The sequence below is a fragment of the Stenotrophomonas sp. Steno-Z4 genome, assembly GCF_056393145.1.
Genome location: NZ_JBWJPC010000001.1, coordinates 843,546 through 861,874, shown reverse-complemented (window position 1 = coordinate 861,874; position 18,329 = coordinate 843,546). Strand labels below are relative to the sequence as shown.

Sequence of the window (18,329 nt, the reverse complement as noted above, 5' to 3'; positions counted from 1 at the left end):
GCGAAGCATGCCGGGCAGGGGTCGTCATCCCTCGCGCAGGCTGCGCGCAGTGGGCGTTCTGCTGACTGCGGTGATGGGCCTGCTTCCGGCGGCGGAAGGTCGCACGGACCCGGGCGCCTGCGTGCAACGGCTGATCGAACGACTCGGCTGGCAGCTCCAGGACGCCGACATTGCCACGCCGCGCGTGCACGGTGGCCCCGTCTGTGAACGGGCCGACCTGTCCCAGGCGCAGGCTGCCGGCGATCTGCGCGTGCAGCTGCCGCGTGCCTGGGCCGCCCCGCAGCGCGAGCGCTTCCTGCAGACGCTGCTGGACGATCCGGCGACCGTGTGCGCCTACGCCTTCGAGCTGGGCAAGGCCACCCGCCGCGCCGCCACGCGCCTGCAGGACAACCCCGGTTACCGGTTCTCGGCGCTGCAGCTGGGCTGGATCGGCTTCGGCCCCGGCGGCGCCCGGTCGCAAGGCTGGGAGGGCTTTCGCAGCTTCGGCCGCGGTTACCAGCCGCACGGGTCCAACAGCGCGGCCGTGCAGGCGTTCTATGACGGCCGGGTGCGCAGTGAATGCGGGGTGGGCCGGCAGGTGGCGCAGCTGGCCACCCAGCGCGAGCTGTATGGCGATGCCGCCTTCGATGCCGGGTTCACCCCGGGCGAACTGTCCATCGGCACCTTCCTGACCCTCCATGACACCGACAGCATTCTGCTCGGCCATCACGCCGGCGAGTTCTTTGCCGATGGCAAGGCCGTGCGCACCTCGCAGCGCGGCCGCCAAGCGTTCGTGGGCGCCCCGGGCTTCATCGAACATGTGTTCGATCCGGTGTACCTGGACGACATCAACAACCAGGCCGAGAACTTCGTGATCGTCGACGTCGGCGCAGGCGCAGCCAAGGCGCTGCGCGAGCACGGCGGCTTCGCCCACTACGACCGCATCAACCGCCGCATCTGGGAGCTGGCCAGCCGCATGCCCGGCCCCGGGCTGCGCCGCTTCGAGCGCCTGCTGTTCGAACGCGACCCGGCCCTGCGCGCGGCACTGCCGGCCGGCCAGCAGCCGCTGCTGGCTGAACTGGACGCGCTGCTGGACGATCCGTTCTATCGGGAGTTCGTGATTTATGTGCACCCACGCGGTATACGTCCGGTGGGCTATCACATCGCACGCCTGCTCGACCGCAATCCGCGCACGCCGTTCGCGTTCGAGCTGGGCCTGCACAACCTGCACACCACGCTGTACCGCCGCTGGATCCAGTCGCAGCTCCAGCAGTGCGCGGCAGCGTCGACACATTCGCAAACCGAGCAAAGGTGAGACATGGAAATTGCAATGATTGGACTGGGGCGCATGGGCGCCAACATGGCCGAGCGGCTGCACCGCGGCGGCCACCGAGTGATCGGCGTGGACCCCGGTGAAACGGCCCGAGCCAGTGCCGCTGCGCGCGGCTTCGACGTAAGCGCAACGGCGGCCGAGGCGCTGGCGAAGCTGTCGGTGCCGCGCGTGGTCTGGCTGATGGTGCCGGCCGGTGAGGTGGTCGACCAGACCCTGGCGTCGCTGTCGCCGCACCTGTCCGAAGGTGACGTGGTGATCGACGGCGGCAACTCGTATTACAAGGATTCGATGCGCCGCGCCACGCAGCTGCTGGAAGAAGACGTGACCTACCTCGACTGCGGCACCAGCGGCGGGGTGTGGGGGCTGCAGGAAGGCTACAGCCTGATGATCGGTGGCGATGCGGCGGCCGTCGAGCGCGTCGGTGCGATCTTCCGCACCCTGGCCCCGGCCGAGGATCGCGGCTGGGTGCACGCGGGGCCGAGCGGGGCCGGGCACTTCTGCAAGATGGTCCACAACGGCATCGAGTACGGAATGATGCAGGCCTATGCCGAAGGCTTCGCGCTGATGCAGCGCAAGACCGAATTCAACCTCGACCTGGGCCAGGTCGCGGCGGCCTGGCAGCACGGCAGCGTGGTGCGGTCCTGGCTGCTGGACCTGAGCGCCGACGCCTTGACCCGCAACCCGCAGCTGGACGGCATCGCGCCGTTCGTGCCCGATTCCGGCGAAGGCCGCTGGACGGTGGCTGAAGCGATCGACCTGGACGTCTCCGCCCCGGTGATCACCCTGTCGCTGCTGGAGCGGCTGCGCTCACGCGAAAAGAATTCCTTCAGCGACCGCATGCTCTCCGCACTGCGCAACCAGTTCGGCGGCCACGCGATGGTCAAGGAATAACCTTACCGAAGATCCACGCGCCGGCCGCTGCCGGCGCTTTCGCGGCCTGCTTCCAGCAGCCGCATCAGTTGCAGTGCTTCTTCAGTACTGACTGGCGCTTCGCCCTCGCCGAGCATCGCATCGCGGAACGCGGCGTAGAACCGGCGATAGTCGCCGACAGCATTGTCCACAGTCTGCCGATGTACCTTTCCTTCGGCATCCACCTGCACCAGCAGCCCATGCTGCGGATCCAGACCCCAGCCCGGCGCGCCGGGAGCGATGCCCTGGCGCAGCTGGTCTTCCTGCACATCCAGGCCTTCCTTCAGGTAGCTGCCGGCGCTGCCGTGCACGGCAAACCGTGGCGCCGATGCGGCCACCAGTGAACCGGCGTGCACGATCGCGCGCATCGCGGGGTAATGCAGCACCGCATGGAAATAATCATCACTGCGCGCGCCGTCGCGCTGCGCGGTGATGTCGGCACTGATCGCTTCGGGCCAGCCGAACAGCTGCAGCATCTGGTCCAGCAGGTGCGGGCCCAAATCCATCCACAATCCGCTGCCGGGTGCATCGCTCTCGCGCCAGCGATCGCGCACCTGCGGGCGGAAGCGGTCAAAGTGCGAATGGCATTCGGCAACGCGGCCCAGCGTACCGGACGCCAGCACACTGCGCAGGCTGAGGAAGTCGGCATCGCAGCGGCGGTTCTGGAACACGCACACCACGCGCTCCGCGTCGCGCGCGGCATCCACCACCGCCACCGCTTCGGCCGCGCTCAACGCAAACGGTTTGTCGACCAGCACGTGCTTGCCTGCACGCAATGCCGCCAGCGCGAGGGGTGCGTGCTGTTCATTGGGCGTCGCGATCACCACCGCGTCCACCGCCGGGTCGGCCAGAAGAGGCGCCACATCCGCGTGGATGTGCACATCGGTGAAGCTGCGCAGCAGCCGCTCGCGCTGCGAACTGACGATGCTGTGCAGCGCCAGGCCCGGCGTGTGCTGGATCAGCGGCGCATGGAAAACGCTTCCAGCCAGCCCGTATCCGATCAATCCCACTTGTGCGATCGTCGCCATGTGCGTACCTGCCGTGTTGCCTTGGATAAGAATAGTTGCAAATGATGCAGTGCGGGAAACCTGAACTGTTGGGATTGAACCTGACCGGTTCACGGCAACGTGATCTTGCAGCGACGTGCTGTCCACGCATCGCAGCCGACACTGGGCCCACTAACCAGGGAGACACCGCACATGACCAACACTACCCGTAATCTGCTTGCTGCTTCGCTCGCTTTCGGCATGCTGCTGGGCACCTCGGCGGCAATGGCCAAGGATCCGCCGAAGACCACCGACAAGGCGGCGATGACCCACGCAGACATGCATGATTCTGACGAGCCGGTCACCGACACCTGGATCACCACCAAGGTCAAGAGTGACCTGCTGGCGAGCAGCAAGGTTCCCGGCACGGAAGTAAAGGTCGAAACCGTGAACGGCGTGGTATCGCTGTCGGGCACCGTGGCGACCAAGGCCGAGCATGACAATGCCATTGCCAAGGCCAAGATGATCAAGGGCGTCAAGAGTGTGGACGCCAGTGCACTGAAGGTCTCCGCGGCCGCTGCCAAGCGCTGATCCGCGACAGCACCTGCACAGACACCGGGGCGCGCCGTCAGGCGCGCCCTTTTTCGTGGACGGCGCCGCTGTCCGGTCCCGTCCCGTATTCACGTTGGTGTGGAGTATATTCAGGACTTCGCCCCTGCGGGCGTCGTTCCGGCACCGGGGTGGCGCAGGCGGGGAGGGGAGCATGCAAGCCAACGAGGGTCTATGGCACTGGTTTTCAGTGATGAACGCTGGGACCGCTGGCGGTTGCCGGCCCTCGGCCTGGCGGCTGTGGCCATCATCGTGGTCCCATGGCTGACCCTGCGCAGACTTTCCGCAGACAATCTCGACGCGATGCGCTGGGTCACCCATACCCAGGACGTCGGGGTTGCCGTGTACCAGCTGCAGGCCGACGTCCGCGACGTGGAATCGGCGGCGCTGACCCTGTCCAAGGGCATCGATGCCCCCGGGTTGCGCGAGCGGCTTGGGCAGGCCCGCCACATTCCGGCGCGGCTGGCGCGGCTGACCGAGCTGACCCGCGACAATCCCGAACAGCTGGTGCGCATCGGGCGCATCCAGTCACTGCTGGACCGGCGCATGGAACTGGCCGGCGAGCTGGCGCGCTCCAGCCCCGACGACGAACAGCGCCAACTGGTGCAGGACCTGACCACCCGGTATCCGATCCGCGGCCTGATCGAGGAACTGCAGGACCGCGAGGAGGAACTGCTGGCCCAGCGTTCAGCCGTGTTCGCCCAGCAGCAGCGGCAGGGCGAGCTGGTGTCGTGGACCGCGCTGGTCGTGCAGCTGCTGCTGCTCGGGCTGGTGCTGTGGCTGTTGCATCGGCAGATGCTGCACCGGGCCACCGCCGAGCGTGCCACGCGGCGCGCGTCGGCACGTGCGGCATCGGTGCTGCATACCGTACGGGAGCCGATCGTGCTGCTTGACCGCGAACTGAAGGTGCAGCTGCACAACCCGGCGTTCTCCGAGTTGTATGGGCTGCACGATGACGCCACCACCGACGGCCGCGCCCTGGAAACGCTGGGTGATGGGGCATGGAGTGATCCGGCGGTACGCCAGCGGCTGATGGACGTGCTGCTGCGTGGCCGTGAACTGTGGGACTTCGAACACCAGCAGCGCACCGACGACGACCAGGTGCGCACCCTGCTGATCAACGCCCGCCGCATGCCGTTGCCGGACCGCGACGACGAAGTGGTGCTGATGACGATCAGCGACGTCACCGTGCAGCGTGCCGTTCAGCAGCGCGTGGAAGAACTGAACCGCCAGCTGGAGGGCAAGGTCGAGCAGGTGTCGGAGGTCAACCGTGAACTGGAGGCCTTCAGCTACTCGGTGTCGCACGACCTGCGCGCGCCGCTGCGCCACGTGGCCGGCTTCTCGGACAAGCTGGCCCGGCACCTGGGCGAGGACGCGGACGAGAAGTCGCGCCATTACCTGGACGTCATCTCGGGCTCGGCGCGGCGCATGGCGACACTGATCGACGATCTGCTGGTGTATTCGCGGCTCGGCCGGGCGGCGATGCGCCTGCAGGCGGTGGACATGCAGTCGCTGGTCGCCGACACCCGCGCGCTGCTGGATGCCAACGTGAAAAGCGAAGCCGAACACGGCGGCGCGGCGCGGCGCATCGAATGGAAGATCGCACCGCTGCCGATCCTCGTCTGCGACGACAACATGATGCGGCAGCTCTGGCTGAACCTGCTGGGCAATGCGGTGAAGTACTCGGCCAACGCCCATCCTGCGCGGATTGCGGTGGAGTACGCGCGCCAGCCTGATGGCAGCCACCTGTTCAGTGTGCGCGACAACGGTGCCGGCTTCGACATGGCCTACGCCGACAAACTGTTCGGCGTGTTCCAGCGCCTGCACAAGGCCAGCGAGTACCCCGGCACCGGCATCGGCCTGGCCAGCGTTCGCCGGGTGCTGGCCCGCCACGGCGGCCGCATCTGGGCCGAAGCGGCGCTGGACCAGGGCGCCACGTTCCACTTCCTGCTGCCTTCCTCTCTCGACGCACTCAACCACAAAGGTCCCGTCCCATGACCGCTCTGCGTACCATCCTGCTGGCCGAGGACAGCCCCGCCGACGCCGAAATGGCCATTGATGCGCTGAAGGAAGCGCGCCTGGCCAACCCGATCGTGCACGTCGAAGACGGCGTGGAAGCGATGGACTACCTGCTGCGCCGCGGCGCTTTCGCACACCGCGAGGAAGGCCTGCCGGCGGTGCTGCTGCTGGATATCAAGATGCCGCGCATGGACGGGCTGGAAGTGTTGCGCCAGATCCGCAATGCCGAGGAGCTCAAGCGCCTGCCGGTGGTGATCCTGTCGTCCTCGCGCGAAGAGAGTGACCTGGCCCGCAGCTGGGACCTGGGCGTCAATGCCTATGTGGTCAAGCCGGTGGACGTGGACCAGTTTTTCGGTGCGGTGCAGACGCTCGGCAAGTTCTGGGCGCTGATCAACCAGGCCCCGGAGGTCGAGTAACCCATGCCGCTCACCGGCCCCTCGCTGGGACACCTGCGCATCCTGCTGGTGGAGGATTCGCCCGAAGATGCCGAGCTGATGTGCGGGCAGATGCTCGACGCCGGGCTGGAGGCCAGCTTCGAGCGGGTCGAGACCGCTGCCGAACTGCGCGATGCGTTGCTGCGGTTCGCGCCGGACATCGTGCTGTCCGACCTGGCCATGCCCGGTTTTTCGGGCAACCAGGCGCTGGAGATCGTGCGCGGCTGGCACCCGGACGTGCCCTTCATCTTCGTGTCGGGCACGATCGGCGAAGAGAATGCCGTGGCCGCGCTGCACCAGGGCGCCAACGACTACATCATCAAGCACCAGCCGGCGCGGCTGCCGTCGGCGGTGGCGCGTGCCGTGCGCGAGGCGCGCGGCACCATCGACCGCCAGCGGGTGGAAGCCGAGCTGATGCGCGCGCAGCGACTGGAAAGCCTGTCGCTGCTGGCCGCCGGGCTCAGCCACGACCTGCGCAACATCCTGCAGCCGCTGCTGATCATGCCCGAGCTGCTCAAGGCCCGCACCGATGATCCGCAGCTGCACCACCTGGCCGACGTGATCGCCGAATGTGGGCGGCGCGGGCATGAAATGGCCGAATCCATGCTGTCGTTCGTGCGCGGCTCGCGCACCCCGAGCGAGCGGATCCAGATCGCCCACCTGTTCGAGGCGATGGAACTGCTGCTGCGCAGTACCTTGCCGGCGCAGGTGAGCCTGCATCTGGACGTGGACGACCCGGCCCTGGCGGTGGATGCCAACTACACCGAGCTGCAGCAGGTGCTGTTGAACCTGGCGCTCAACGCGATCCAGGCCATGCCCAATGGCGGGCGCTTGTCCTTGCGCGCGGCGGCCGCCCCGGATGCGCATGGCCAGGACTGGCTGCACATCTCGGTGACCGACGAGGGCGTGGGCATGAGCGCCGAGGTGCTGGCGCACCTGTTCAACCCGTTCTTCACCACCAAGGTCAACGGCACGGGGCTGGGCCTGATCTCCTGCAAGCGCATCATCGAAGGCGCCCAGGGCAGCATCCGGGTGGAAAGCACGCCGGGCGTGGGCAGCCGGTTCGAACTGCGGCTGCCGATGCGCCAGGCGCCTGTCGATGCGGCCCCACAGGCACAGCCGGTAGCGGCGGGTGCGGGGCAGTCGATCCTGGTGGTCGATGGCGAAGCCACCCGGCTGTCGCTGCTGGGCAATGCCTTGTCCAGCCAGGGGTATCACCTGCAGCTGGCCTCCGATGGCGGCGCTGCGCTGCGCTGGATGCAGCAGGAGGCGATGCCGGCGCTGGTGATCGCCGATGCAGGGGCAAAGCTGCTTTCAGCCAGCCACCTGCTCGATGAGATGGCCACCTTGGGCTACCGCGGCCCGGCGCTGGTGCTGGAAGACGCCGAGGTTCCGGTGCCGCTGGACGCGTTCCCCGAGGGCGTGGAGGTGCACGTGCTGCGCAAACCGCTGGAAATGCAGCAGGTGTTCCGCTCGGTGGCCGAGGCGCTGGCGTTCACGCGGTAGGTCACGACCGTTGGTCGTGACGCTGGGGAATACCGACCAGCGGTCGGTATCTACGCATCTTCCCACGGGAAACTGGGCAGGCTGGCCACGGCGTGTTCCAGCCGCCGCGACCAGTTGCCATGGATCTCCGCGTACAGCGGGCTGTCGCCGGCCAGGCGCATGCGGTGGCTGATGCGCAGGTCGCCAGCGCGCAGCAGTACCAGGTCGACCGGCAGGCCCACGGAAAGGTTGGAACGGATGGTCGAATCCAGCGACACGATTGCCGTGCGCGCGGCATCGTCCAGCCGGGTCTGCGGGCGGATGATGCGGTCCAGGATCGGCTTGCCGTACTTGGATTCGCCGATCTGCAGGAACGGCGTTTCCGGCGAGGCGGCAATCGCGTTGCCCAGCGGGTAGATCATGTACATCCCGGGGTGTTCACCGCCGACCTGGCCGCCCAGGATCAGGGTCGCCTGGGTGTTGACCCCGTCATGGCCGTGTTCGGGATTGCTGCATTTGACCTGGCTGTCCACCAGCACCCGGCCCACGTACTCGGCCACCTCGAACAGGTGCCGGTAGGCGCGCAGGTTTTCCGGCCGCTGTTCCTCCACGTCGCGGTGGAGCCGCGAGATCAGCAGCTGGGTGGTGGCCAGGTTGCCGGCGGCCATGATGACGAAGACCGCTTCGCCCGGAAACTCGAATTCGTGCAGCTTGCGGTGCACGCGTACGTCGTCCAGCGACGCGTTGGTACGGGTATCGGCGGCGAAGACAAGGCCCTCGTCCACCGCAATGCCGACGCAATAGGTCATGTCGGTGTCCTATGATGTGCACCCCGATTCTATGCGGAGCCCCTGTTGGCCCCGTGTGGATTCGCCCCACGTACGCTGAATACCATGACCACTGTGCTCCTGAGCCTGGGCAGCAACCTGCAACCGCAGCAGCATCTTCACGCTGCGGTGGCCGCGCTGCGCGGGCGTTTCGGCGATATCCGGGTGTCCCCGGCCTACCGCACCGCCGCCGTGGGCTTCGATGGCCCGGCCTTCCTCAACAACGCGGTGGCAATCAAGACCGACGAGCCATTGGAGGACCTCGACCGATGGCTGCATGCCGTGGAAGACGCCCATGGGCGTGACCGCAGCGGGCCGCGTTTCAGCGACCGTACGCTGGACATCGACGTGGTGTTCTACGGGAACCTGATCGTGGAAGGCCCGGGGCACCTCCGGATTCCGCGGCCGGAGCTGAAGCACGCGTTCGTGCTCAAGCCGCTGGCCGATATCGCGCCGGACTTCATCGACCCGGTCAGCGGCCTGGACCTGGCCACGTTGTGGCGGGCGCATCGGCAGTTCGGTGACGCGTTCGAGGTGGTCGAGCTGTGACGACCAACGGTCGTCACCTACCTGCGGTGGCCGTGGGTCGATACGATCCCGCGGTGGCCGTGGGTCGATACGATCCCGCAGTGGCCGTGGGTCGATACGATCCCGTGGTGGCCGTGGGTCGATACGATCCCGTGGTGGCCGTGGGTCGATACGATCCCGCGGTGGCCGTGGGTCGATACGATCCCGCAGTGGCCGTGGGTCGATACGATCCCGCGGTGGCCGTGGGTCGATACGATCCCGTGGTGGCCGTTGGTAGGTATCGACCGTTGGTCGATACGATCCCGGCGGTCAGGTCAGCTGCCGCCCGCCGTCCACCCGCAACGTGTGCCCGGTTACGAACGGGGCGTCGTTGACCAGCCAGTAGACGGCCTCGGCGATCTCCTCCACCGCCCCGGTGCGGCCCAGCGGGGTGCGTGCCAGCAGCGCCTGCTGGGCGAAATCGTCCTTGCCCTGTTCGGGCCACAGGATCGCGCCCGGCGCCACGGCGTTGACCCGGACTTTCGGCGCCAGTTCCAGCGCCAGCGAGCGGGTGATCATTTCCAGCGCGGCCTTGGCGGCGGCGTAGACCGGGTGGTCTCGCATTGGCTGGGTGCCGTGCAGGTCGGTGAGGTTGACGATGCAGCCCTGGTGGCGGCGCAGCTGCGGCGCGGCGGCCTGCGCCAGCAGCAGCGGCGCGCGGGCGTTCACCGCGAACAGGTCGTCCCACTGGTCGGCGGTGATCTGGCCGAGCAGGGTGGGGTAGAAATTGGAAGCGTTGTTGACCAGCGCATCCAGCCGCCCGAACTGGGCCACGGTCTGTTCGACCAGGTCGGGCAGGGCATCGGCGTCGCGCAGGTCGGCCTGCAGGGCCAGCACACTGCCCGGGCGCAGCATGTCCAGGTCGAAGGCCATCTGCTGCAGCTCGGCGGTGGAGGTGTGTGCGTGCAGCACCACCGACCAGCCACAGGAATGGAACTGGCGGGCGATGGCGGCGCCGATCCGGCGCGCGCTGCCGGTGATCAGCACGGCGGGTGTGGTGGCGGTCATCGGGGCTCCTTCCTGCTCGGCTATGCTGTGCATTGTCACCGCAATCGCCCGCACCATGCATACCTCCCTGCCCACGCCCGACGCCGACGCCCTGGCCCACAGCGACGAACTGGCCGCTGCCCTGCGCGCGGAAATCCTCGCCAATGGCGGTGCCATGCCATTTGCCCGGTTCATGGAACTGAGCCTGTATGCACCTGGCTGGGGTTATTACAGCGCCGGTGCCAGCAAGTTCGGTGCGGCGGGGGATTTCACCACTTCTCCGGAACTGGGCCCGCTGTTCACCGCCACCGTGGCCAACGCAGTGGCCCCGGTCATGCAGCAGCTGGGGCCGCAGGCGCGCTTCCTGGAACTGGGCGGCGGCAGCGGTGCGTTCGCCGAGATCCTGCTCAAGCGCATGCTGGAACTGGATGCGCTGCCGGAGCGCTATGCGATCCTGGAACCCAGCGCGGACCTGCGCGAGCGCCAGCGCGAGCGCCTGGAGAAGGCGCTGGTGCCGCCGCTGTTCGCCCTGGTGGAATGGCTGGACGGCCCGTTCGACGACGACTGGGACGGCATGGTGTTCGCCAATGAAGTCATCGATGCGCTGCCGACCCCGCGCTTCCTGGCGCGCGACGGCATGGTCTACGAAGAAACCGTGGAACTGGATGCCGACGGGCGCTTCATGCGCGGCGCGCAACCGGCCGATGCCATGCTCACCTCGGCCGTGCGCCATCTGGAACGCTACCGTGAGAAGCCCTTCGCCGATGGCTACCGTTCCGAACTGCTGCCGCACCTGCCGTACTGGATCCAGGCGGTCGCTGGCGGGCTGAAGCGCGGCGCGATGCTGTTCGTGGATTACGGCTACCCGCGCAACGAGTACTACCGCGATGACCGCGATGACGGCACCGTGCGCGCCTTCTACCGTCACCATGTGCACAACGACGTGTTCCTCTGGCCGGGCCTGCAGGACCTGACCGCGTCGGTGGATTTCACCGCGCTGGCCGAAGCGGGCACCCATGCCGGCTTCGAGTTGGCCGGCTACTGCACCCAGTCCAGTTTCCTGCTCGGCAACGGCCTGGATGGGTTGCTGGCATTGGCCGAGGAACGTGCCGACGAGATCGGCAAGCTGCGCCTGCGTGACCAGGTCAAGAAACTCACCCTGCCCAGCGAGATGGGCGAGCGCTTTCAGGTGATGGGCTTCCAGCGCGACGTGGACTTCGATCCGGCGTTCCTGCTTGGCGACCTGACCTGGCGGCTCTGAAATGACTGCGACCGGAATGTTGAAGCCGCTGCGCTTCCCGCGCGTGTGGCTGGGGCTGTGGTGGTTGGCGATCGCGGTCACGATCGTGGTCTGCCTGATCCCGCCACCGCCGCTGGCATTGCCGCAGAACAGCGACAAGGTCGAGCACTTCCTTGCGTACTTCCTGCTGGCCTCGGCGGCGGTGCAGATCTACCGCACGCGCGCGGCACTGCTGTGGGCCGGCGCCGGGCTGGTGCTGCTGGGCGTGGGCATTGAATTCCTGCAGGGCGCGCTGACCACCGATCGCATGGCCGACCCGATGGATGCGCTGGCCAACAGCATCGGCGTGGTGGTCGGCATGGCAACGGTATTCACGCCGTTGCGCGACCTGCTGCTGCGCCTGCGCGGGTGAGCGGGGTGACGACCAACGGTCGTCACCTACCGGTCTGTCGGAGTTCCGCCAACCTGCTTCGAGCGGTAGGTGCCGACCGTTGGTCGGCACGCTCCTAGCGCGGTACCAGCTCGAGCGTGTCCAGCACCCACATCGTGGGACGGGTGTCGCCGGTGAAGCGCACGCACAGGTCCTGGCGGCCCTTCAGTGAACGCGGCAGCGCCGCTTCCAGCGTGATGAATCCATCCGCGCCCGGGGTGGCCGGCAGCGGCACGCTGGCCAGCGGCTTGCCATCGCACTGCGCATTGAGGACGTCCATCTCGCCGTGTGCGCTGCGTGCCTTCACGAAGCGCCGCTGCGGTTCGTCGTGGGCCAGCTGGAAGTAGTACGGAATCTGTCCGGCACGCACCCGCAGCTTGGCGATGCCGTCCATGTCCGCGCCTTCCCACAACCAGCAAGGATTGAAGATGTTCACGTTAAAGATGGCGCGCGCGCCGTCGGCCGGGCCGTCGTCTTCCAGCCGCAACAGCAGCTTGCCTTCGCCCGGGCACATTGCCAGGTGTTCGTCGGTGCGGCTCAGCAGCGACTGCGCGGTGACGTCGAAGCGGCTGGCCGCCTTGGCCAGCGCTTGGCCGTCGAAGAACGTGGCGGCCTGGACCCCCACCGGCAGCGGCTGGGTCAGCGGCGCGGTGTAGCGCGGCGACGCCGCGGTCACCGGGCTACCGTCCACGCTGTAGCGGATCTCGTAGTTGAGCGGGTTGCGCAGTGCCAACGTCGCGGTGCCCGCCTTGCGGTCGTCGCTCACATCCGCTTCCACTTCGAACGGGGTCTGCGCATACGCGATGCCCATCGCCTGCCAGCGCTGCAGCTGCGACGGCAGGCGCGCCAGGAAGTCGGCGAAGTCGCGGCGCTCACGCGGCGACCAGCCGGTTTCGGCGACTGCGGCCAGGCGCGGGAACACGTTGTGGTGCAGGCGCGCGACACTGCGGGTGTGCTCGGTGAACATGTTGGCCTGCAGGCCCAGGATGTGCTGCTGCTTGTCGCGGGCCAGGCTGTCGGGCACCGGCTCGAACCCGTACACGCGGCCCAGCGGGGTTGTCAGCGGGCGGCCCGGCGGCTCGTTTTCCGAGTTGGTCTGCAGGTAATCCATGTACATGTCGGTGACCGGCGACATCACCACGTCGTGGCCTTCGCTGGCGGCCTTCAGGCCACCTTCGGTACCGCGCCAGGACATCACCGTGGCTTCCGGCGGCAGCCCGCCTTCGAGGATTTCATCCCAGCCGATCAGGCGGCGATCGTGCTGTTCGAGGAACTTCTCCAGCCGCTTGATCAGGTGCGCCTGCATCTCGTTTTCGGTGCCGGCGCCCACTTCGCGCATGCGTTCCTGCACGCGCGCGGAGGCTTCCCACTGGTCCTTGACCGCCTCGTCGCCGCCGACATGGACGTACTTGGCGGGGAACAGCTGGATGACTTCCTCCAGCACGTTCTCCAGGAACTCGAAGGTGCTTTCTTCGGTGTTGAACAGGTTCGGGAACACGCCCCATTCGCTGAGTGGCTGCAACGGCGTATCGATCGTGCCCAGCTCGGGGTACGCGGCGATGGCGGCGGTGGCGTGGCCGGGCACGTCGATCTCCGGGATCACCTGGATATGCCGCGCGGCAGCATAGGCGATCACTTCACGGATCTGGTCCTGGGTATAGAAGCCGCAATACGGGCGCGGCGCACCGGTGGCCGGGTCGCGCCCGCCATCGCCGGCCGGAATGCGGCAGCTGCCCACGCCGGTGAGCTTCGGGTAGCGCTTGATTTCCATGCGCCAGCCCTGGTCATCGGTGAGATGCCAATGGAACGTATTGAGCTTCTGTTCGGCCATCGCGTCGAGCACGCGCTTGATCTCGTCCAGGCTCTGGAAGTGGCGCGCCGAATCGAGCATCAGCCCGCGCCAGCTGAAACGCGGCGCATCGTCGATCTTCAGTGCCGGCACGACACCGTCGCTGCCGCCCGTGAGCAGCTGCGACAGGGTGGCCGCGCCATAGAACAGGCCCGCTTCGGTGGCGGCCTGCACGGTCACGCCGCGCGCATCGCTGCGCAGCTGGTAACCCTCGGCGCCAGTCTTCAGGGTGGCGTCGAGCACGAAGCGGATACCGTCATTGCCGCGTGCGGTGGCCACGACCAGCGCGGGACCACCGCTGTGCTGCAGCTGGGTCGCGAACAGGCCGGCCACGCGCTGGGCGGCCGCGCCCTGCGCGCGCAGCGCGGTCGTGGAGGTGACGGTGTAGCCCGCGCCCTCAAGGCGTTGCAGCTGGGCGGGGGCGGGAATCAGTGGCAACGAGCCGGGCAGGGCGCGCGGGCCATCGGGGGCCTGGGCATCGGTGGCATGTGCCAGCGGGGCCAGCGAGAGCGCCAGGGCCAGCGGCAGCAGTGAAAGCGAGGTACGACGGGTGCGGGTGTGCATCGGGTCATTCCTTTGGTGCGGGTTAAAAAAAACGGGCCCGGTTCCGGGCCCGTTTTCAGTGGGCCGTAACGGCCCACCGGGTAGCGCCGGCGTTGGCCGGCACACCAATGCCACATTAGTACTTGAAGCGGAAGTTCAGGTAGTACTGGCGACCGTTGGAGTAGAACGAGGTCGGAATGGACGCGCTCTGGTAGTACTTGTAGGTCGGGTTGTTGAGGTTCAGGCCATCCAGGGTGATGCTCATCCACTTGGTGGGTGCGTAGCTCAGCGAGGCCGACAGCGTGCCGAAATCATCCTGGTAGTACGGGTTGGCACCGGACAGGCTGATCAGGAACGAGGAACGGCGGGTGTAGCTGACGCGTGCACCGAAGGTTTCATTCTCGAAGAAGGCGCCCACGTTGTAGGTGTTCTTCGAGGTGCCCAGCAGGTTGTGGCTGCCGTCGGCCCAGGTGTGCGCCGAGCTGCCGTTGGCGTAGGTGTAGTTGGCGTTGATGCCGAAGTTCTCGCCGATCGGCTGTTCGTAGGCCACTTCCACGCCGGTGACCTTGCCGTCGGCATTGATCGGGGTGGAGACCGCGTAGGTTTCAAGCTGGTTGGTCAGTTCGCTGAAGAGCTGGCGGTTGACGACGTCGAAGGCGACGTAGTCCTTCAGGTCGATGTGGTACGCACCAACCGACAGCAGGCCGCGCGGCATGAAGTACCACTCCAGGTTGGCGTCCAGGTTGCTGCCGATGGTCGGCTTCAGTTCCGGGTTGCCGCCACCGCCGGTCTTGTTCAGGTCCGAACCCCATGCAGAGGCACCCAGCGCGGAGTAGTCCGGCAGGGTCTGGGTCTGCGACGCGGCCACGCGCAGCACCAGGTTGTCGTCCAGGTCGAACTTGATGTTGGCGCTCGGCAGCACGCGGCTGTGCTTGTTCTGGAACGCCTGGCGCTGCCACATGCCAAACAGGCTGCTCACGTCGGCACGGGCGGCATCGCTGACCGCCAGGTAGGTGTCGATGTCCTGCTTGATGTCCACGTAACGCAGGCCGACGTTGCCGCTCCACCAGTCACCGGTGAAGTTGGCCTGCACGTAGCCGGCGAAGTTCTTTTCCTTCACCTTCCACTCGGCGCCGTAGTTGTGGCGGCCGGTCGGGCCATCGTTGTTGGACAGCCAGGTGGAGTTGTTGAGGATGGCGGTCTTCAGCGCGTCGGGGGTGTAGTACCAGATGTCGCGCGGGAAGGTGCCGCCGATGCCGCTGGCGAAGTTGCTCGGGTACTGGCCGGTGGCGCTGCCCTGCAGGGCCGACCAGATGTCGCCCGGGCTGGCGCCTTCCGGCGACAGCGCTTCACGCTCGTGGTCGGCGAAGCGCAGGCCGAAGTCGATCGAGCTCAGTGCACCGCCATCGCCGAAGTACTGGTTGAAGTCCAGCGACGCCCAGTCTTCCTTGTCTTCCGCCTTGACCTGCTGGTTGCCCCAGGTGCCGAAGCTGCTGACGCCGCCCGGGCTGGTATCGCCGCCCACGTTCCAATCCACCGGCGAACCTGCGCCATGGGTGGCCCAGCTGGCGCCGCCGCCCTGGCCCAGGGTCACTTCGGCAATGAACTGGCGCGGCGTCTCGCCGGTGCCCTTGGTGGTGCCGGCCTGGAACTTGGCGCCCAGGTTGTCATTGATCTGCCAGTCGGCATCGAAGGTGACGTAGCTGGTCTTGGCCGTCGCCTCACGGTAGATCATGTCGTACACGGCGTAGTTGGTGCCCGGCACGCCCGCGTAGGTGGCATTGGTGAGTACGCCGTCCTTGATGGTGTAGCCCGGGTTCGGCGCCTGCGACGCGGCGAAGTTGCCGCCCCACATCATGTAGTTGCGGTTGTAGTTGTTCGCTTCAAGTTCGGAGGTGAAGCCGCTCAGGCCGAGGGTCAGGTCGTCGATCGGCTTCCACTGCAGGGTGACCAGGCCGCCCTTGCGCTCACGGGTCTGCTCGAACAGGGTCGAACCCAGCAGGCCCGGCACGTTCACGCCGACCAGGTCCGGGTTGGTCGCCGCCACCGGGTCGGTGGCCTTGATCTTGAAGAAGCCGCCCGGGATTTCCTGCGCTTCGCGGCGCAGCTCGCGCTTCTGGTAGAAGCCCTGCACCATCACGCCGAAGGTGCTGTCGGCGTTCTTGTAGTTGAACAGACCCGAGAACTGCGGGTCGTTGGAATCGGCCTGGTCCGAACGCACCACGCCCAGCGAGGCTTCGGCACTGAGCTGCTTGGAGAACTGCAGCGGCTTGCGGGTGATGATGTTGACCGTACCAGTGGTGCCGCCGTCCTGCAGCTTGGCCTGCGAGGACTTGTTCACTTCCACCGAGCTGACCAGTTCCGACGGCAGCAGCGAGTAGCTCACGCTGCGGCCGACGTTGTTGCCCTGGCTGAGCACGAACCAGTCGGCCGAGCCGACGCTGTGGCCGTCGATCAGGGTCTGGGTGAGGCTGGGGCTGGTGCCGCGCAGGCTGACGCGGTCGGCTTCGTCGAAGCCGCCTTCGTCGGCGCTGGCCGAGCTGATGTTCACGCCGGGCAGGCGCTGCAGGGTGTCGGCCACGTTGTGCGCCGGCAGCTTGCCGACGTCTTCGGCGGTGACCACTTCCAGGCGCGCATTGGCATCACGCTTGGTGTCGAGGGATTTCTCCATCGAACCGCGAATACCGGTGACGACCACGGTGTCCAGGTCGGTGGCGGTGGGCTGTGCTTCCTGCGCATGGGCGCCGAAGGCGATACAGCTGAAAATGGCTGCCGAAAGCAGGCTCTTGCGGTGGTTCATGATGTCTCTCCTCATCAATCGTTGGTGCGCCAGCGACGGCGTGCGGTTTGCGATGCGTGCGATCAAGCGTCCGTGCGGCCGAGGTACCAGCTGGCGGCGCCGATGACGCCCAGCTGCCCGTGCTCGACCACCTTCACGGGTATGCGTTCCAGCGCCTCGCGCATCGGACCCTTGTTGAGGTACCGGGACACGAAGGTGCTGTTCAACAGGTATTCGCGGATCTGCGGCAGGATGCCGCCAGCCAGGTACACGCCACCGTGGGCGCCGTACTGCAGCGCCATGTCACCGATGGTGCTGCCGAGCAGGCCGCAGAACACGTCCAGGCTCTGGCGGGCCAGTGCGTCCTGGTTGCCCACGGCCGCGGCGGTGATCGCATCGGGTGTGGCCAGCACGGCCGGCTGGCCTTCGATCGCGCACAGGGCGCGGTAGAGGTTCATCAGGCCCGGGCCGGACAGCGCATGTTCGACCGAGACGTGGGCGAGGTCGCGCTGCATCTGCCGCACGATCGCCATTTCCAGCTCGGTGCTCACCGCCAGCGTCGGCTGGCCGGCTTCGGTGGCCAGCACCACCGCGCCATGCGCGGTCGGGATCCACAGCGCCGCACCCAACCCGGTGCCCGGGCCAACCACCAGGGTCGGGCCGCGCGGGGCGGTGGCCGGGCCGGTCAGCTGCAGCACGCCGCTGGCATCGACCTGCGCGGCGGCGTAGGCCACGGCTTCGAAGTCATTGACGATGTACACCGTTTCCAGGCCGAGGTCGGCCTCGATCTGGCGCGCCGACAGCGGCCACGGCACGTTGGCGGTGATCACCGTGCCGTCTTCGCGGGCATACCCGGCGGTGGCCACCACGCAGTGCGCGGGGCGCTCGCCGTCGGCGATGAAGGCCTGCAGGATCGCGCTCAGGCCGGCGTAGTCGGCGTTGCGGAACTTGCGGTACTCAAGCAGCTGGACCGGATGGGCCGGGTCCGGGCTGGCCTGTACACGGGCCACGCGGACATGCGTGCCGCCCACGTCGGCCGCCAGGAAGGGCGGCATCGAGAGGGGGGCGTTGGCCGATACGGCGTGGGCGGCTGCGGTCACACGGGCTCCCTTGGGATACGTACGGCCAGGTCTGGACCCCGGCGATTGAGCGGAGTCTGTAATCGTTCTGACAACGATGTCAACGACAACCTCACACTTTCGATGCTGCGGCGCAGCGACCTGCGTCACAAGAAAACGTTTTCAGTCCACTCCCGTCAAGATTTCGTAAAGCCGTTGCAATCAGGGGCCGTGTGAAGGCACAGCGGGGCGTTGCGGGGTTTCTGTGCAGATGCAGCATGCGGTTTTCGGCGAT

At 67.2% G+C, this 18,329-nt stretch carries 15 protein-coding genes; 9 read left to right on the top strand and 6 right to left on the bottom strand.

All coding sequences use genetic code 11. The features are described from left to right. Positions 1-7 precede the first annotated feature (7 nt). Together AC06E7_RS03805 and gnd are read left to right on the top strand one after the other, a co-directional pair. Entirely contained in the window at positions 8-1,294 is a 1,287-nt protein-coding gene (locus AC06E7_RS03805; RefSeq protein WP_478063072.1) for a hypothetical protein, read from the top strand. Between the two features lie 3 nt (positions 1,295-1,297). Next, entirely contained in the window at positions 1,298-2,203 is a 906-nt protein-coding gene (gene gnd, locus AC06E7_RS03800) for a phosphogluconate dehydrogenase (NAD(+)-dependent, decarboxylating) (RefSeq protein WP_478063070.1), read from the top strand. Between the two features lie 2 nt (positions 2,204-2,205). Here gnd and AC06E7_RS03795 read toward each other — a convergent pair whose 3' ends face one another. Continuing rightward, positions 2,206-3,249: an oxidoreductase gene (locus AC06E7_RS03795; protein ID WP_478063068.1), complete on the bottom strand. Its 1,044-nt coding sequence runs from the start codon at positions 3,247-3,249 to the stop codon at positions 2,206-2,208. 171 nt (positions 3,250-3,420) lie between these two features. On the opposite strand from AC06E7_RS03795, the gene AC06E7_RS03790 reads away from it, so the two are divergent. The 4 genes from AC06E7_RS03790 to AC06E7_RS03775 all read left to right on the top strand — a co-directional run bounded on the left by AC06E7_RS03790 (position 3,421) and on the right by AC06E7_RS03775 (position 7,775). Continuing rightward, positions 3,421-3,798: a BON domain-containing protein gene (locus tag AC06E7_RS03790; protein ID WP_184125644.1), complete on the top strand. Its 378-nt coding sequence runs from the start codon at positions 3,421-3,423 to the stop codon at positions 3,796-3,798. Between the two features lie 192 nt (positions 3,799-3,990). Then, positions 3,991-5,814 (top strand): sensor histidine kinase, encoded by a 1,824-nt coding sequence (locus AC06E7_RS03785; protein WP_320457956.1) that lies wholly within the window; start codon positions 3,991-3,993, stop codon positions 5,812-5,814. Next, positions 5,811-6,251 carry a response regulator gene (locus AC06E7_RS03780; RefSeq protein WP_184125640.1) on the top strand — a complete coding sequence of 147 codons (441 nt, stop codon included), beginning with the start codon at positions 5,811-5,813 and terminating at the stop codon, positions 6,249-6,251. Before AC06E7_RS03785 ends, AC06E7_RS03780 begins: the two co-directional genes overlap by 4 nt. Before the next feature lie 3 nt (positions 6,252-6,254). Further along, positions 6,255-7,775, top strand: a complete 1,521-nt coding sequence (locus AC06E7_RS03775) for an ATP-binding response regulator (protein ID WP_184125638.1) — start codon at positions 6,255-6,257, stop codon at positions 7,773-7,775. Positions 7,776-7,825: 50 nt separating this feature from the next. Here the strand turns inward: AC06E7_RS03775 and AC06E7_RS03770 are convergent, their stop codons facing one another. Continuing rightward, positions 7,826-8,563, bottom strand: a complete 738-nt coding sequence (locus AC06E7_RS03770; RefSeq protein WP_184125636.1) for a proteasome-type protease — start codon at positions 8,561-8,563, stop codon at positions 7,826-7,828. Positions 8,564-8,647: 84 nt separating this feature from the next. Here AC06E7_RS03770 and folK point away from each other — a divergent pair, with 84 nt between their 5' ends. Next, the gene (gene folK, locus AC06E7_RS03765; protein ID WP_478063063.1) at positions 8,648-9,130 is read left to right on the top strand and encodes a 2-amino-4-hydroxy-6-hydroxymethyldihydropteridine diphosphokinase; all 483 of its coding nucleotides are present in this window, start codon (positions 8,648-8,650) and stop codon (positions 9,128-9,130) included. A gap of 288 nt (positions 9,131-9,418) precedes the next feature. Here folK and AC06E7_RS03760 read toward each other — a convergent pair whose 3' ends face one another. Continuing rightward, a complete protein-coding gene (locus AC06E7_RS03760) occupies positions 9,419-10,156 on the bottom strand; it encodes a pteridine reductase (protein ID WP_478063061.1) in 738 nt (245 codons plus the stop codon). 55 nt (positions 10,157-10,211) lie between these two features. Here AC06E7_RS03760 and AC06E7_RS03755 point away from each other — a divergent pair, with 55 nt between their 5' ends. Further along, a complete protein-coding gene (locus AC06E7_RS03755; protein ID WP_068854809.1) occupies positions 10,212-11,396 on the top strand; it encodes a class I SAM-dependent methyltransferase in 1,185 nt (394 codons plus the stop codon). 16 nt (positions 11,397-11,412) lie between these two features. Continuing rightward, on the top strand, positions 11,413-11,787 hold the full coding sequence (locus AC06E7_RS03750; protein ID WP_478063059.1) for a VanZ family protein: 375 nt from the start codon (positions 11,413-11,415) through the stop codon (positions 11,785-11,787). A 94-nt stretch (positions 11,788-11,881) separates the two neighbouring features. On the opposite strand, the gene AC06E7_RS03745 is transcribed toward AC06E7_RS03750, so the two are convergent. The 3 genes from AC06E7_RS03745 to AC06E7_RS03735 all read right to left on the bottom strand — a co-directional run bounded on the left by AC06E7_RS03745 (position 11,882) and on the right by AC06E7_RS03735 (position 18,031). Beyond that, positions 11,882-14,218 (bottom strand): family 20 glycosylhydrolase, encoded by a 2,337-nt coding sequence (locus AC06E7_RS03745; protein WP_478063057.1) that lies wholly within the window; start codon positions 14,216-14,218, stop codon positions 11,882-11,884. 115 nt (positions 14,219-14,333) lie between these two features. Next, positions 14,334-16,997, bottom strand: a complete 2,664-nt coding sequence (locus AC06E7_RS03740; protein WP_068854026.1) for a TonB-dependent receptor — start codon at positions 16,995-16,997, stop codon at positions 14,334-14,336. A gap of 62 nt (positions 16,998-17,059) precedes the next feature. Next, the gene (locus AC06E7_RS03735) at positions 17,060-18,031 is read right to left on the bottom strand and encodes a glucokinase family protein (protein ID WP_068854807.1); all 972 of its coding nucleotides are present in this window, start codon (positions 18,029-18,031) and stop codon (positions 17,060-17,062) included. Positions 18,032-18,329: the final 298 nt, after the last annotated feature.